The organism is Legionella moravica DSM 19234, assembly GCF_000423305.1.
Lineage (GTDB): Bacteria > Pseudomonadota > Gammaproteobacteria > Legionellales > Legionellaceae > Legionella > Legionella moravica.
The window spans coordinates 13,628-30,526 of the sequence record NZ_AUHS01000025.1 but is presented as its reverse complement, the minus strand read 5'-3'; the positions used below and the strand labels follow the sequence as shown (position 1 = coordinate 30,526).

The following is a 16,899-nucleotide window of genomic DNA, read 5'->3' as shown; positions in this document are numbered from 1 at the left end:
ATGAGTAGAAATAATCTTTTAACCGGCATGCTTATTGAAGAAACGACCACGTATACCTTTATCGAAGTATGTCATAAATACCATATTCCTGAAGAGTTGCTCACTGAGATGATTGAATATGGTTTCTTCCCGAATCAACCAACGGATCCTAAACGCATTGCAATAGATGAAAAAGCCCTACGACGCATTGAATCTGCATTCCGACTGCACCGAGATTTGGAAATTAATTTACCCGGAGTCACATTAGCACTTGAACTGCTCGAAAAAATTGAAAAAATGCAGAGTGAACTGGACATATTACGAAAGCATCTTTAAATACAATTCCTTCTTCATCGCCCGTATTAATCCTCTCTGATACGGGCTATCTACACAAACAAACACAGCAGCCCCTCTGTCACTCACCGCCACTCACCACCATTCCTCATCACCCTGCGTCACCCTACCTTCCCCCTGTCACCCTCCGCGAAAGCGGGGGGTCCATTTGTTCGTTTAATTCTTGCGATGGATAATCGCATCAAAACATTCTTTTTGTTCTACAGCACATTTGAAGCAGGAATAGTCACTTGATTTTTGGTTGATAATCCGGTATCTCTTTAGGTCTATATCCTTTTATCGTCCTGAAGAACTCAATAATTTTAGGGAAATCATTATTAATATCTCCTGTCGGCCAAAAGGGTTCGTGTATCCTGATTTCCCGAGTAGCATAATCTGGACCTATCATTACTATCGGTATTTGCGCTTGACAAGCAATATGATAAAAACCTTCTTTCCATCGAGTGACCGAACTGCGTGTTCCTTCCGGAGCTAATCCTAACCGCAATTCATCACTGGTACGAAACAACTCCACAACTTTATCTACTTGATTTCCTTTTCTGGAGCGATCAACAGGCGAGCCGCCAATGGCTTTAAAAACAAGGCCAAAAGGAAAAATGAACAATTGGCTTTTAGCCAAAAAATTAACTCGAACTCCAACAATAAAACGAGCGCACAGACAGATTACAAAATCCCAGTTACTGGTATGAGGAGCAACGATGATGATGTATTTTTTATCCTTGGGTAATTCCCCAACAATTCTCCATCCTATTATTTTGTAAATTAACCTGCATATTTTCTGCATAACAGAATTCCATTGGTGCTTATTATTTAAGTATATACAGTATTGGGTTCATTTTGATACTTTTGGTCAAGTACTGTGTATTTTTCAATCAAGGCGTATTAGGACTCGTTTCAAATTCCATTCAAATGACACCTTAAAATTTGATCATAACATAGCCACCTTAACCTGAATAGAAAACAATTGATTGACATCTCTACACTTTTCGGACATCTTGAAGGCAAACTTGGATAGGACTTAAGAAGGAGTACGTCATCATGTTTAGTAAAGAGTTAAACGAACAAAGTTCCTCTAAAATGATTCAATCAGTCCCTCTCCCCAAAGACATCTGGCTGGAAATTGCATTAAAATGCACCTCAACTCAAGATTGTTATAATGTCTTACTCCTGAACAAACTCACTGCGGCACTACTCAAAGATAGTGACTGCCACGTTCAATTAAACAAAAGAAAATTAAGTTCCTTGCAAGCATTTTGCGGTGGCGATGCAACCTTCCTGCTAACCCTTGTGCAAGGAAAATCGGTACTGCTTGGAACAGGAAACAATGAGTACCATCAACTAGGGTCACCCGGTAGCAAAAACCAAAAACGATTCATTCCTCTCACATTACCCAAGGAAATGGTCAATGTTCACAGTGTGCGGGCAAGTCATTTCCTTACTGTGATTTGTGGTTATGACAAAAGCAATCACCCTATGGTCATTGCTTATGGAGACAATATTCAAAGCCAGATCGATTCAAGTAGTCCATTTAATACCCACCAATTTACTCCAATCAAATTACCAGAACACATGACACAATTAAAACAATTGGTCACCGGATGTCTTCACTCCATAATCTATGGGCATGATAAAGAACATCATATAATTGTTTCAGTATGCGGTTATAATGAATATGGGCAATTAGGTACCGGTGACACGATTCGCAGAAATTATTTCACCCAGATCAGTGTGCCAGAAGAAATGCTCTGCATCGATAAAATCTGTGCTGGTGGCTACCATAACCTGATTAGTGGGCAAGACAAAAACGGACAATTATTAATCGCAGCTTGTGGTGCAAATGCTCATGGCCAACTGGGTACCTCGGATGAACTGAATCGTCATCAATTCACCCTGGTCCAATTGCCAGAAGGCATAAAAAAAATTGCAGACATTAAAGCAGGAATTCGTCACAGCGTAATTTTAGGCCTGGATGAAAACAACAAATCTATAGTGTTAACGTGTGGAACAAATCACCTGGGACAGCTAGGTCTGGGAGAACAACCCAATGCCAATCAATTTACCCCTGTTTCATTACCTGAAGGAATGCAGACAGTCAACCTCATCGGGGCAGGCGGTTACCATACCATCATTTGCGGCAAAAACCAGGATAATCAACCCATGGTAGCTTTATGCGGTTATAATGAATTTGGACAACTGGGTACGGGAAATAACACCAATCAATCCGTATTTACTGTGATCGATCTACCTGAGGAAATAGCGGCAGTTGATGAAGTATTGGCAGGGGAAAGACACACCATAATAATAGGCCGAACTAAAACCAATCAACCGATATTGGCTGGGTGTGGACGAAATATTAACGGGCAGCTTGGTGCAGGCGATTTTAAAGATAAGAACACATTTTGCATCATTGAATCATTTTGGTATTTACGGGATCATGAATCCAATGCGCTTACATTTTTTGCGAAACTAAAACAAAATGATGCTCGAACTCAAACCATGAGTTTTAGCCTAAGTGCCCAATAGCTCATGCTGAGCAGTAGTTAATGGTCCTAACTGGGAATTAATTGGTCGTTTACCCTGTTTAGGCTCTGTTGACCATTATGGTCAACAGAGCCTGGACAAAATTGCAATTTGGGCCCGGATCTGTACACTATCCAGCACAACTATGTCTTATTAAGCCACAATGCAGAATAATCACGATTTAATAGCTGAGCAGACCTTAAATTGGGTACGTACTTTTATCATAGAGCATAATATTTGCCCCTTCGCCAAAAGGACTGTTAATAAAAAAGGATTAAGAATTCATGTCTCGCCTGCCATCAAAAAGGCACAAGCACTCGAGGAGTTAATCTCGGAAATTCGTTTATTAGATGAAAAACCAGACATTGAAACCACATTAATTGTCTATCCTGAATCGTTCAAAAATTTTTTTAATTATCTGGATTTTATCGATCTGGCCGAGCAGCTCATCATACTTCAAGATTATGAAGGGATTTATCAAGTCGCCAGCTTTCATCCTGATTATTTTTTTGCAGATACTGATCCTGACGATGTAACCAATTACACCAATCGCTCCCCCTATCCCATGGTTCATCTCCTTCGAGAGGACTTGCTGGAAAAGGCCATTTCAGCCTATGGCGACACCTCTCTGATTCCAGAACAAAATATTGCCAAAATGCACCAACTCGGATTAAAACAATTAAAAAAATAGATTGATAAATGTCACTACAATTTCACCAAACAATCGAATAATGTACTAAAATAGTACACATGGAATATAACACTATTCAGGTGAACTATGAAAACACAGGATCCCGCCCTCGCCATGTCCCATCCGCGATTGCTGGCAGCAATCTACTTCGGCTTATTGTCTGTACCCGGTACAATTATCATTAACGCACTTCTGGATTCTATTGGGGTAGATCAAATTATTCCCGTTTTTAAAGCGGTGATTTTAGGACTATTTGTTGCAGTCTGTACTGGAGCAATCTTTGGTGAAAGTATTGTCCACTGCAAAAAACCCTATAAGTCTAAAACATTTTGGCTTGGATTTACTATGGTCATTGCCTCATTGCCTATATTCGATTTAGGTCTTTTGTTATTTATGACAGAAGAATATGCTAAATTGTTTTCTATAGCCAAATTTCGTGATCTGGTGTATTTCTATTTAGTTATCCTGGCTTATAGTTATATTTTGTTCGGATTTATTCTGTCAATTATTGCAGGTTTTGCAGCTATGTATTTACGAGGCCAATTAGTATACGATATCCTGCATACTCAAGAACGGCGCAAACGGGTGACCAATCCAACATTGGTAAAATCAAAGGTTGCACATCCCCGCAGGGTGCATTAGACGCTTCGTTAAACTGATAACGAACCAAAGTGCAGCGACCCAATATATCCAGAATACACCATATTTTTCTTAGGGGCTGTTGACATTTGTTTATTTTCAAGCCTACTTTCCGCGACTTGTTCGCGGAATCGATAGATCGTGCGCAAAACAAGAATATATTGCGCCTATAAAGAGTGAATTGGATCCCGCGAACAGGTCGCGGGACGTAGAAACTTGAATTGTCAACAGAGCCTAGTATGCGGTGTTTTTTTATGAAATTTTTGAGCAGATACTCACTTGAACTAGTACGTTATAATCAATAGGTTTTAACCAATGCAGGATTTAAATAATAAAAACAGACTGCTTGATTTATTAGCTCAAGGTGCAACAGTTATAACTCCCAACAATCGTTTAAGCGGGGCTTTACTGCAAGACTACTTCAGCTACTGTGCTGCGAAAACTACAGTCAAACCCAAATGTTACCCATACAAAACCGCATTGTTGAAAGCCTTCAACCAGCTCATCATGCAACGTCCCGATCTGCCGCATCCCCTATTATTAAATGATGCTCAGTGCCAACATTTATGGCGTAAAATAATTAAATCAGAACCAGAAATAACTTATAGCGAAGGATTGCTAAGCGCTGTTATGCAAGCCTGGGAACAATGCCAACAATGGCAAGTTGATCCTCATAACCCTGAGTTTCACTACACACCGCAGACCCGCACATTTCAACAATGGTGGTTGCATGTTAATAAACAGCTGCGCCAGTTACATGCGGTTAATGAACATCAAATTATTCCTTACATTCTGCAAACAGAAGAATCCCTATTCTCACAACCGGTGATTTGGGTCTGCTTTGATGATTTTAATCCGCAACAATTGGCTTTGCAAAACCATCTGGACAACAACAAAATAACTCAATACCGTTATGATTTGAAGCAACACACAGAAGCGCCTCGAGTTTTTGCAGCCAAGGACATTAAAGAAGAATATCAGCAACTTATAGCCTGGTTGAAATTAAAAATAGAAAGTGGCGAACAAAAAATTGGAGTCGTCGTTCCCAATTTACAGCAAGAATCACGCCCCTTAAAAAGGATCATTCAGCAACATTTTGATCCTCAGTGCGTTAATATTTCTCTGGGTCAGCCTTTGAGTGAATTTCCTCTTGTGGCTCATGCCTTGGTCTGGTTAAATTTGAAACCTGATCTTCTCAATCATTTCCAGGCCGCTCTATTGCTGCAATCCCCTTATCTTGGCGCTGCCCAGCAAGAATTTTTAAACCGCTCTCAAATTCTGCAAGACAATCCTTTATTGCAAAATCAATCGATTCAACTACAGTCTTTTATCAAGGAAGTTACTCATCTGGCACCGCAATTAGCAAAACGATTAAAATCAATGAATCCTTATCCTGAAAAAGCATCCCCCCAACAATGGATAGACCTGTTTCAGAACCGATTAAACGTACTCGGGTTTCCTGGTGATTATGGATTAAACTCGGAAAATTATCAGTGTTATCATCGTTTTGCATCACTGTTCGATGAATTCAGGCAACTGCATTTAATCAGTGCTACCCTGAGTCACAATGAAGCGCTTGATGCCTTGATGCATCTTGCCGACAATACCATTTTCCAGGCTCAAAAAAACCAGGCGCCAATTCAAATATCAGGCTTGTTGGAAGCATCGGGATGCGAATTTGACAGCTTATGGGTCATGGGTTTAACAGACCAATGTTTACCACAAAAACCACGATTGTCAGCCTTTATTCCTCAGGACATGCAACGTAGACTCCTGATGCCACATAGCCTTCCAGCCCGTGAATTGGCCTTTGCAAAACAAACCTTGCATCGATTGAGACAAGGAAGTGCTGAAACGGTATTCAGTTATGCTCGATTTCAGGACGATACACCTAATTTACCCTGTTCCTTGATTATTGATTTTCCCTCTTATACCCTCTGTTCAATACCCGTCGACCCAATGCATCACAATGAATTAATCCCTCATGATGAAATCTACATGGTTCCCATTTTAGCAACGGAACAAATATCCGGGGGTACTGCATTACTTTCCTACCAGGCAAAATGTCCTTTTAAAGCTTTTGCAGAACATCGTCTGAAAGCAAAACCGTCTCAACCTGCTTCAGATGGATTGGATGCCAAGGAGAAGGGAATTATCGTACATAAAGTCATGGAAGTACTCTGGCGTCATCTGGAAAATCAAAAAAATTTACTCCAGTTAAACTCCAGAACTCTGGAGCAATACATCGAACAAGCCATTGAATCAGCCCTATCCAAGGTGAGACTATTTCATACCCAAGCACTACCGGAACTCATAAAAGATGTAGAGTTCATTCGCCTGAAACGATTGGTACACTCCATACTGGAATGGGAAAAACGCAGACCTGAATTTGAAATCGCTGCATTGGAAGAATCCTACACATTGAACCTCGCAGGACTGGATTTTAATGTACGAGTGGATCGCCTGGATCGAGTTGAGGATTCGAAATGGGTCATCGATTATAAAAGCAGTCTGCCTGCCAGTAAACCCTGGAATGAAACTAGACCAACAGAACCTCAACTATTACTCTATACCCTTCTTGATGAAGAAATTAATACTCTATTATTAATGCAATTAAAAACAGGTAAAATAATCTGCAGCGGATTAAGTGAGAACAAACTGGATATTAAGGGTATCAGCACTTTAAAAGCAGAGGAGTCATGGGAAAATCGCCGTAACGAGTGGCACCAGCAATTAACAGCTTTGGCTGAAGAATTTCAAAAAGGGCTCTGCCTGCCTCAGCCGGCAACCAAGGCACTCTGTGAACAATGTGATTTCCAAAATCTCTGCCGATTCAAAGTGACTGATAACTCTAATGAATACTAACGAAGATATATTAACCAACCAATCAAACAGGAATCCCCACATGCATCATCTCATTATTGGATACGGTTATTGCGGATTTTATTTAGCTCAAGAGCTACTAAAAAAACAACAAAAGGTTACCGCCCTTTCCCGGCATTTAAACGAGGAGATGGCGCTTCCGGGCTTAAATCATATAAAAACAGACTTAAATCAACCTTTTAACTGGACTGAACCGGATACCGTTGTCTATTACCTGATCCCACCGCCAGCTGACGGAACTCAGGATGTTTTTTTAAGGCAATTTCTTGGCCAGAGTGTATTGAAAGCAAGGAAGGTACTCTATTTTGGATCCAGTGGTGTATACGGTAATCATCACGGTGCATGGGTTACTGAAGAGTCGCCCTGCTTCATCCATAATTCCCGTCAACAACGTCGCCTTGATGCAGAGCAGCAATGGTTATCCTTTTGCACCCATCACAATATAGAGGTGGTATTAATGCGAATTGCAGGAATATACGGCCCGAATCGGTTACCCATTGATGCTGCCAAAACCAAAACAGCCATCATGGCGTTAGACAGAGCCCCTTATACTAACCATATTTTTGTAAAGGATTTAGCACAAATTGCTGCTTTCTTCGGCCAGAGCAAAGTCCCTCATGCTCTTTACAACATAGCGGATGGCGATCCCAGGACTATGGGCAGTTTACAACAATTGGTTGCGAAAAACCTTGGAATAGAAGAAGCATCCTATGAATCATGGGAACAGATTTGGGATAAAGCCAGTCCAATGAAGCGGGAATTTATAGAGAGTTCAAAACGTCTGGACAACAAGCGATTACTTGCAACAATAGGCTCTACTTACAAGTTAACAACTCTTGATGACGGAGTGAGTCAAAGCCTTCAAGATTATCTTGTTTCGTAAGTCTTGGTAACTATATACTGCCGATACGGTAACTACTCGATACCCTCTGGATGTCATAATAACCTCAGGATAGGGCATCCTTGAATAATTGAGGCGTTACTCGATTGCGATAAAAAACACTTAATATTGATAGCGTGAATTATGCCTTATACCAAAAATACTTTAGATCTTAATGCTTGTATGGAACAGTGCAATCAAGCATTCGACAACATTTTTACAAATCTTGAATTGACACGAACCATCGAAGAACAATTACGCCAGGTTAAATCATTCTATGCTCATCACTATCATGGGGCAAAAGACAAATCAACCAAAATCAACGTCCTTGAAGACTATCAAAATTTAATACTTCTCCTCTCTCAGGTCAGTCAAGGAGAATTATCAGCAGACCAAGCACTGAACACAATTGATAAGTGGACTGAAATAAAACAAATAGGAATTATTATCCATAATTTAATCACAGTTTGTGAATTAATGTTTTGGGCAGCAGCATCCGCTTTATTCTATATTTCCTGCATCTCTGTAGGTATCCCCTTACTTGTTTGTGATCCCATCAGTGGACTCCTGTTATCTCTTGGTTCCGCCCTGTTAACGGCGAGTTCAATCCACGAGGGATTCGATTGCTTTGAAGAGTTCAAAACCCTGGATCACGTAAATAATGAGTCTGAGCGTGAAAAGAATCTGATCTCATTTTTTAGTCCTCCCAAGGCAAATAAAGGATCTCAATCATTGGACAGTACACCCATTTTAGCAATGAATTAAAGAAGGAATAAAAATCGTGTCTCAGGATAACATTGATGTTCTTATTGTTGGTGCAGGACCTGTCGGGTTATTTTGCGCCAATGAACTCACACGACATGGATTAACCTATCGTATAATCGATAAAAAAAATACACTGAGTGTTCACTCCAAAGCACTGGGTCTGCATATTCGAACTCTTGATGTATTGGAGGACTGTGGCCTTTTGGACGAGGTGCTTAAGCAAGGACTTCCCATTGAAGGTGTGGTGTTTAAATCCAAAGGAGCAGATCTGGTATCTGCTTCATTTGCAGCAATTGAAGCCAACAGACACTACCTGATCGATCTCCCGCAAAATCAGACAGAAGCCATTTTATATCAACATCTTGAGCAACAAGGGATTAACGTCGAATGGGAAACCGAATTAACTCACCTGATTCAGACTCCTGAAGAGATCACAGCCACCATTAAGAAGCCCAATAATAAGTTTGAGTTACTCAATGCAACATGGCTCATTGCCTGTGATGGGGCTCACAGTACCGTCAGAAAACAAGTTGATGCTGAATTTAAAGGCTCTGAGTACAAACAGGCCTGGTGGTTGGCTGATTTATTAATAGACTGGAGTATCCCTGAAACTCATATGACGATATACATCAGTGATCGGGGGCCTTTAGCCTGCTTTCCGATGGGTAACAAACGCTATCGTCTTGTTCTGACTGCACCACAAGAGAGCACGAACGAACCAACCCTGGGTGATATAATTCACGAATTCAGACTGCGCTCGTCTGATCCAGCTACTCTTTCAAATCCTGTCTGGATTAGCCAATTCAATATCCACCATCGTCAAATTCAAGAATATCGATACGACAGGATTTTCTTTGCTGGAGACGCTGCTCATATTCATAGTCCGATGGGTGGACAGGGTTTGAACACGGGGATACAAGACATTTATAATCTGGCATGGAAACTTGCTCTGGTAAATAAAGGAAAAGCAAAACCCGAACTATTAGACAGTTATCATGAAGAACGTTTCCCTGTGGGCCGTGAAGTCATTAAAACGACCGACAAAATGACCAGATTGATGTTAATCACCAATCCTGTCCTGATGAAGCTCCGTAATGTGTTCATTCGTGTTATGAGTTCTATCAATCCAATTATGAAGTACATGACGAAGAATATAGCAGAGCTTGCAATATCCTATGCTCAAAGCCCGATAGTGCATCAATCTGGCAGCGCCAGGCGTCTCTCTGCCGGTGATTATTTGCCTGCTTTTCAACTGATTCATAATGAAACCCAACAAACCATGAGCAGTACAGCAATTACTCAGGGAGTTCTGCACCATGTGTTTCTATTCGAAGGTCTAAAGAAAAGAAAAATAACCCAATTGATGCAAACCGCTATAAATCTGGCACATAAATATCCTCATTCATTAAAAGTTCATTGGGTAAGTACCAAAAAATCAGTACAATCCAATGATTCAGTTACTTTCTGGATTGATGAGCAGCAACGCGTTCATCAGCATTTTGGTCTCAAAAAGCCGTCGCTTATTTTAGTAAGACCTGATAAATACATCGGCTTCTTCCAAAAACCCATTAATATCAATAAATTATTGGAGGAATTTTATTTAATTTCTTAATCAGAACAGTAATTAATAAAGCTGAATAGAACGCGAGAATCAGGAACACACCAGGTTTTTAACCTCACCGAAGTAATTATGTTGCATGTTTACCTGCTAGTTGCATTGCGAAATTGGACCAGATGCTTAATAATGATTAAATTACTGATCTAAGGAGTGGAAATGTCACTCAACGCAACCAAAACACGAGTCCTCAGCATTGGATTAATGATTTGCTTATTAAGTAGTTGCTTTCATCCGCCGTATAATAATTTTAGGCCAGATCCTCGAGCTCCTCGCAAAACTGCCCAAGGAGCAGCAGGTGGTGCGGCTATTGGCGCTATTGCCAGTGGAACTGTATCAGGAACCCTTCTCGGAGCAGGTATTGGTGGAGCAATTGGTGCGGCCTCAGGTCTTTATAAAGATTCCAAACCTAAAATTATCAAGGATTTAAAAAAACAGGATATTGAATTCATCCAGTACGGTGATACCAGATTGCTGATTGTGCCTACCGATAAATATTTTATGTTCGGGAGTCCACGACTCAATGAACTGTGCTATCCCGGTTTAAATAACATCATCAGATTATTAAAATTCTATCCGAAAAGCCGGATTTACGTAGCCGGATTTACAGATAATGTCGGATCACGTTACCATAAAAAAATGCTTTCTCAGGCGCAGGCAGAAACCATGCTCACTTTCTTGTGGGCAAATAATATATCTGCCAGCCGACTCAAAGCGGAAGGTTATGGAGACAAAAATGCCGTATCAGATAATAAACTGATACATGGAAGCGCACAAAACAGACGGATTGAAATTCAATGGTTTGATGGACTTGCACAAGCCCAAACTCCAATAATGTATACAAAATAAGGCTGATTAATGCGTTCCAGATTTATAGGCGGCATCCTGCTCATCGTCGGTACTTCCATAGGCGGAGGCATGCTTGCCCTGCCCGTTGCCAATGCTTCTACCGGGTTTTGGCAATCATCTATCGTTTTATTTATCTGCTGGGCTTTTATGACTTTGGGAGCCTTTTTTATCCTGGAAGCAAATTTGTATTTACCCAGAGGAAAACACATGGTTTCCATGGCAGCAGCCACACTAGGAAACTATGGTTTACTAGCGGCCTGGATAAGTTATCTTTTTTTACTTTATACCCTGCTCTCCGCCTATATTTCAGGAGGAGCGGATGTACTCAACAGCATACTCTTTAAAATTGGGCTTCATCTCAACGAATGGCAAGCCAGTACATTGTTTACCTTGTTTTTTGGTTTAGTCGTTTATGGCGGCATCCATTATGTGGATTTTGCTAATCGAGCACTCATGTTTGGCAAGCTAGCCGTTTATTTTGTGCTGATTGTTCTTATAGCTCCCCACATCGATGTGCACCATTTTAAACAAGGGGAACTGAGCTATATTGGCGGCTCAATCATGATATTAATCACCTCTTTTGGCTTTGCTATTATTGTCCCGAATTTGAGAGAGTATTTTAATGATGACATCACAAAATTGAAGAAAGTGATATTCATCGGTTCCTTAATCCCATTAATATGCTACATAGCCTGGGATGCCGTCATTATGGGAACCCTGCCCTCTGAGGGCAGTCAGGGACTTGAAAGTTTAATGCAAAATCCCCATACAACAAGTGCACTGGCCGGCCTTCTATCAGACAAAGTAAATAACTCAACCATTAGCGCTTTTTTTAATTTTTTCACATCCATTTGCATGCTCACTGCTTTTCTCGGAGTATCACTCTGTCTGTACAGTTTTCTTGCCGATGGTTTGAAATGGCGTGACACTGGAACGCATGGAGTTGGCTTGTTTCTTTTAACGTTTATACCTCCATTACTCATTGTCATCTTTTATCCTGGCGCCTATATTCATGCTCTGAGTTATGCGGGTATTTTTTGCATTATTTTGCTACTTCTTTTGCCAGCACTCATGTGTTATTTTGGCAGGAAGCATTTTAACCCGGCATTTATTGTACCTGGCGGATCACTAACTCAATGGGCAGTTATTCTTGTATCAATCGCTTTATTGATCCATGAACTATGGGGATTTCTGGTTTAAAAACAGTCATATTTCCCCATAAAACTGATTGACTTCCTCTGAAGAATAAAGTATCATTGTGTTCTATATTTGTACTGATTTGGATAATAATTAAGTGCTCAATTCAAAATTAATAGGCGGTGTTTTACTTATTGTCGGTACATCCATTGGCGGCGGAATGCTGGCTTTGCCTGTATCAACAGCTGAAGTAGGCTTTGGAAACTCCATTTTCTTCCTCTTGTTCTGTTGGCTGGTTATGACTTCCGGAGCGCTATTAGTACTCGAAGTGAATATGCGTCTTCCTGTCGGTAGCAATATGATTTCCATGGCCAAATCAACCCTGGGTTTGCCAGGACAAATCATCGCCTGGATAACCTATTTGTTTCTTTTATACACTCTGCTTGCAGCATACATCTCTGGTGGCAGCGATGTATTCAACAGTCTGTTGCATAAAATAAACATTGATTTGCCGAATTGGCTGACTTCCATTATTTTCACAGCCTTGTTTAGCCTTGTTGTATATAACGGAATACGTTCAGTTGATTACGTCAATCGTGGGTTAATGTTTGGAAAACTGGGCGTTTATGTTTTACTGGTAGCCATTATCAGCCCCCACGTCTCCACAGAGGGTTTAAGTGGTGGTTCTGCGCGTGCATTTACCGGAATGTTGATGATCCTGGTAGCATCTTTTGGTTTTGCATCCATAGTGCCCAGTTTGCGTGATTATTTTGAAGATGACATCCGTACTCTAAGAAAAGTCATTTTATTCGGTTCTTTAATTCCCTTGTTGTGCTACATAGTCTGGGATGCTGTCATAATGGGAGTGGTAGCACGTGAAGGCGATAATGGCTTGATCGCCTTGATGAACTCCGACCATGCCACCAGCGGCCTGACTGAAGCCCTCAATCAATCCATTCATAATCAATGGATCAGTGGCTTTTTTGGCTTCTTTACATCCATCTGCATGATTACCGCATTCCTTGGAGTCTCTTTAGGGTTGTTCGATTTCCTGGCGGATGGCTTGAAACTTAAAAAATCTGGAACTCAAGGCAAATATACTCTCGCGCTTACTTTTCTACCGCCTCTAGCCGTTGTATTAATAAACCCGGGAATATACCTGCATGCGTTAAACTACGCGGGTATCTGCTGCGTCATATTATTACTCCTGTTGCCTGCAATAATGGCCTGGAAAGGGCGCCAAACATGCATCTTGGCTCCTAGTGAAGGACATATGGTTCCTGGAGGTAATTCAGCTTTAAGCCTCATTGGTTTTATTGCTCTAGGATTACTTATTATCGCCATTATGTATTGATCTCGCGGGCAGATTCTATTCTACGCCAAAATTGCTTAACCATTCATTCTCAAGGACCCTTTCGCTGCGAAAATGAATGGTCAATGTGCTGAATATAAATGAGACTTTTGGCTGTTTTTTAACTTCAAAATAAGCGATACTTCAAGCAAATATATACGAATATACTCCATGACAAAAATAAGACCCTTTCTAAAATGGGCTGGAAGCAAATACAATTGTCTTGATCAAGTCATCAACTCTCTTCCATCCGGCAAACGTTTGATTGAGCCATTTTCTGGTTCTGGCGTTATTTTTATGAATACAAATTACCCCTCTTATCTTTTGGCCGAGGGCAATTCGGATCTTATTCAACTATTTACTACCCTGCAAAAAAAGGGTGAATTATTTATTAACTATTGCAGCAGGTATTTTCAACCTGAGATGAACTGTAAAGAAAAATATTATGAGCTTCGAGAAGAGTTCAATAAACTCAATCATTCTCAAAAAAAATCAGCGATGTTTCTCTATCTAAATCGTCATGGATACAACGGTCTTTGCCGTTACAATTCCAAAGGCATTTATAATGTCCCCTTTGGACTCTACTCAAAGCCTTATTTTCCACTTAAGGAAATGCTTCTGTTTCATAAAAAAAGCATACAGGCTCAGTTTATTCATAATGATTTTAGAAAAACCTTTGAACTTGCGGAAAAAGGGGATGTCATCTATTGTGATCCACCCTATGTCCCAATAAGCGAACACACCAAACCGCTGCCTTATACCCAAACCAAATTTTCTAATGAGGATCAGATTGAGCTGGCTGAATTAGCCCGAGCAACAGCATCCAGAGGCATTCCAGTAATTATATCCAACCATGATACTGCATTCACTCGCAAACAGTACCGGGAAGCTGAGATTAACAGTTTTTCAGTCTCTAGATGGATTAATTGTCAGTCCAGCCTGCGCCAACCCGTTAAGGAGCTGATTGCTGTTTTTAAGTAAAAAAACGTTATCCAGAACGTAGTACGAATTATAAAAATGGCTGCTGTTTCATCCCTGACAATAGAGCAATTACAACAGGAAAATGAACGCCTTTTGGCTGTGATTGAACAGCGTTATTCCACCATCGAAACCCTTCGTTATTGACAGGAAAAGCTGTAAGGATGACTACTGCATAGCGAAAAAAAATACGCTTATCCCCACGACAGTCCCATTAAAAATGTGACGTCTTTCCGAGCGTAGCGAGGAATCTCCTGCAAATTGGCACAATCTGAATTAATGCATTAATTATCATTACCTTTTAAACTCTTTTTTTTTACAAGGAATTTAATGATGTCATCAGACGTACGCAAAGATCATGCTCCTGAAAATATGGCGACGGTTCGGCATATTATTTTGAACGTGTTACAAAATACCAAAAAGAAATTTAAGGATATGAGTATTAGGCGCCTGCAGAAAAAGGCTGGCTCGTGAGAATCAACTCTTGATATGATTTTAATGGCCGCATTTTAATGGGATCGTGCAACCTTGCAGGAGATTCCTCGCTACGCTCGGAAAGACGTCATATTTTTAATGGGACAGCCGTGCGCTTATCCCTATTCCAGGTAGTCATTTCTCGCGGTTTAGTGTACCTGGATATAAATCTTTGTTGCATTCACATATTGCCTGGTTATGCGAAACAAACAACCTGGTGAAATAGGGATCTTCTCGCTGCGGCAATTGAGATGATTTGCAGCCGAGAAAGGTAATTGTCGACAGGCCCTGGCGCATACATAAAAACAACACATTGCTTATGATATGCCGAAACTGTTCCTTTTATGAAGACTTCATGATATAAAGCGGCAAACTGGAACATTGGTGCCTAATTTATCGGTTCGTATACCATAATTCAGTTTTTTTAGATTTCATGGAGGTATTAAAAAAATTCTAATCTTGCCTGCGAAATGACCGTTTCAAAATTAAAAAAAATCAGATAAGGAGATTCTCTATGTCCGGCCACAAAAAGAATAATGGCAGAACACACCTACCGGTCACCCAAAGTAAATACCATCCAGCGGCTGTAGATAGCTACCGACGAAGTATTGGGGATGAAGCCAAACGCAGAAGAGGAAAGCATTTTTGCGATTCCGTTCAACAGGTATTTTGGCTTAAGCCTTGTTATAGAGGGAACGCGTTGTTTTACCTTGCTGGCGGATTATTGATCATGGGTTTTATCGTTGGCACTTTAAACGAGCTCCAGTTTAACGCGCCATCGTCATCAAAAACTCCAGATGCTCCAGATAGCGATCTGTTGCCTAATGTGCAAAGTGAGAGTAGCAAGCATACGCCAACTCGTTCTGGTTCAATAACAAATAATACTACGGCTTCCCTTCGTTTATCTTACTCCCAACGGCCTCGCACACCATCAGATGCTTCACCCCTCTTATTCAAAAGAGAACCTTTGTTAGTTCAAGCTAGTGATGGCTCTGTGCATTTACTCGATAATGATGACTCATCTGGACATTCAAGTGATATAGATGATTCATCGATTCCAGGTATTCTATCGGATCCATGTGATCTAAAGTCCTATAGAGATTTTTATATGCGTTATCTTGAGATTAACCTTGGCATCAAAGCGTCATCGTATGAGATGTGGTCAACGTGGTTGCACACGCATCTGACTCCCAAAGAAAGACATTCCAGTCCCCATTTACAAAGACGCGCCTTGATACGTAGACACGGATATGAGGGTTATGTCAGCCACGTAGTGGCATCCGCTTTAGTATTTAGTAATGCATGGGATCCAGCGTGGCTCTCTCTTGACGAGCAGCGCCAAAACTCAAGAATGGTGCTTAAATGTGCTGAAATTTCCTTATACTGGATGACGGAAGTTCAGAAATTAGGTATCTTCATATTGACTGCCGAAGACATCTTGAAGATGAAAGAAATCTATCAATCTCTTCTTTACGCCAGGCTTCCAAAGACTAGTAAACATTTTCATGTCAATAGCGAGATGCACTCCTCTTTGATGCGTGTGTTCATTGACGCATGTGATGGTACATTAAGCACCATTAACAAAGAACCAACACGGTTTGATCACCAAAAAGAAAATAAGGCAATTCGTGATGAGTTTGTAACGCAACTAGACTCATCAATCCGAGAGTTTGAGATCCGTGCCAAGAAAGAAGAAAGCTATTCAGCCCGTGTAAGGCCATAGTCTGCTAACATCTCATAATGTATTGGGCAGATGACTACAGCGAGGCGGACGTGTGAACGAC

Annotated in this window: 15 protein-coding genes; 14 read left to right on the top strand and 1 reads right to left on the bottom strand. The window is 40.7% G+C overall.

Features of this window, described 5'->3' with window-relative positions; translation table 11 throughout:
• Positions 1-315, top strand: coding sequence for a chaperone modulator CbpM (locus tag G543_RS0107225; RefSeq protein WP_028383929.1), 315 nt, complete (start codon positions 1-3; stop codon positions 313-315).
• 244 nt (positions 316-559) lie between these two features.
• Here G543_RS0107225 and G543_RS0107220 read toward each other — a convergent pair whose 3' ends face one another.
• The gene (locus G543_RS0107220; protein ID WP_028383928.1) at positions 560-1,117 is read right to left on the bottom strand and encodes a lysophospholipid acyltransferase family protein; all 558 of its coding nucleotides are present in this window, start codon (positions 1,115-1,117) and stop codon (positions 560-562) included.
• Between the two features lie 254 nt (positions 1,118-1,371).
• Between G543_RS0107220 and G543_RS18370 the strand changes: the two genes are divergently transcribed.
• The 13 genes from G543_RS18370 to G543_RS0107150 all read left to right on the top strand — a co-directional run bounded on the left by G543_RS18370 (position 1,372) and on the right by G543_RS0107150 (position 16,838).
• Complete coding sequence (locus G543_RS18370; protein WP_028383927.1) at positions 1,372-2,856, top strand: RCC1 domain-containing protein; 1,485 nt, start codon at positions 1,372-1,374, stop codon at positions 2,854-2,856.
• A 160-nt stretch (positions 2,857-3,016) separates the two neighbouring features.
• Positions 3,017-3,544: a DUF1415 domain-containing protein gene (locus tag G543_RS0107210; RefSeq protein ID WP_028383926.1), complete on the top strand. Its 528-nt coding sequence runs from the start codon at positions 3,017-3,019 to the stop codon at positions 3,542-3,544.
• Between the two features lie 87 nt (positions 3,545-3,631).
• Positions 3,632-4,186, top strand: coding sequence for a hypothetical protein (locus G543_RS0107205; protein WP_028383925.1), 555 nt, complete (start codon positions 3,632-3,634; stop codon positions 4,184-4,186).
• A 312-nt stretch (positions 4,187-4,498) separates the two neighbouring features.
• Complete coding sequence (locus G543_RS0107200; RefSeq protein ID WP_028383924.1) at positions 4,499-7,048, top strand: PD-(D/E)XK nuclease family protein; 2,550 nt, start codon at positions 4,499-4,501, stop codon at positions 7,046-7,048.
• On the top strand, positions 7,038-7,949 hold the full coding sequence (locus G543_RS0107195) for an SDR family oxidoreductase (protein WP_238584776.1): 912 nt from the start codon (positions 7,038-7,040) through the stop codon (positions 7,947-7,949). The genes G543_RS0107200 and G543_RS0107195 overlap by 11 nt, the downstream gene beginning before the upstream one ends.
• A 141-nt stretch (positions 7,950-8,090) precedes the next feature.
• On the top strand, positions 8,091-8,711 hold the full coding sequence (locus G543_RS0107190; protein WP_028383922.1) for a DUF5638 domain-containing protein: 621 nt from the start codon (positions 8,091-8,093) through the stop codon (positions 8,709-8,711).
• Between the two features lie 16 nt (positions 8,712-8,727).
• Entirely contained in the window at positions 8,728-10,323 is a 1,596-nt protein-coding gene (locus G543_RS0107185) for an FAD-dependent monooxygenase (RefSeq protein WP_035921687.1), read from the top strand.
• 162 nt (positions 10,324-10,485) lie between these two features.
• Positions 10,486-11,175, top strand: coding sequence for a C-OmpA-like family protein CmpA (gene cmpA, locus G543_RS0107180; protein ID WP_028383920.1), 690 nt, complete (start codon positions 10,486-10,488; stop codon positions 11,173-11,175).
• 9 nt (positions 11,176-11,184) lie between these two features.
• Positions 11,185-12,375: an amino acid permease gene (locus G543_RS0107175; protein ID WP_028383919.1), complete on the top strand. Its 1,191-nt coding sequence runs from the start codon at positions 11,185-11,187 to the stop codon at positions 12,373-12,375.
• A 94-nt stretch (positions 12,376-12,469) separates the two neighbouring features.
• Positions 12,470-13,666, top strand: coding sequence for an amino acid permease (locus G543_RS0107170; protein ID WP_028383918.1), 1,197 nt, complete (start codon positions 12,470-12,472; stop codon positions 13,664-13,666).
• 168 nt (positions 13,667-13,834) lie between these two features.
• Positions 13,835-14,644, top strand: coding sequence for a Dam family site-specific DNA-(adenine-N6)-methyltransferase (locus G543_RS0107165; protein WP_028383917.1), 810 nt, complete (start codon positions 13,835-13,837; stop codon positions 14,642-14,644).
• 327 nt (positions 14,645-14,971) lie between these two features.
• Entirely contained in the window at positions 14,972-15,115 is a 144-nt protein-coding gene (locus tag G543_RS18965) for a hypothetical protein (RefSeq protein WP_155824918.1), read from the top strand.
• Positions 15,116-15,629: 514 nt separating this feature from the next.
• Positions 15,630-16,838, top strand: a complete 1,209-nt coding sequence (locus tag G543_RS0107150; protein ID WP_028383916.1) for a hypothetical protein — start codon at positions 15,630-15,632, stop codon at positions 16,836-16,838.
• Positions 16,839-16,899: the final 61 nt, after the last annotated feature.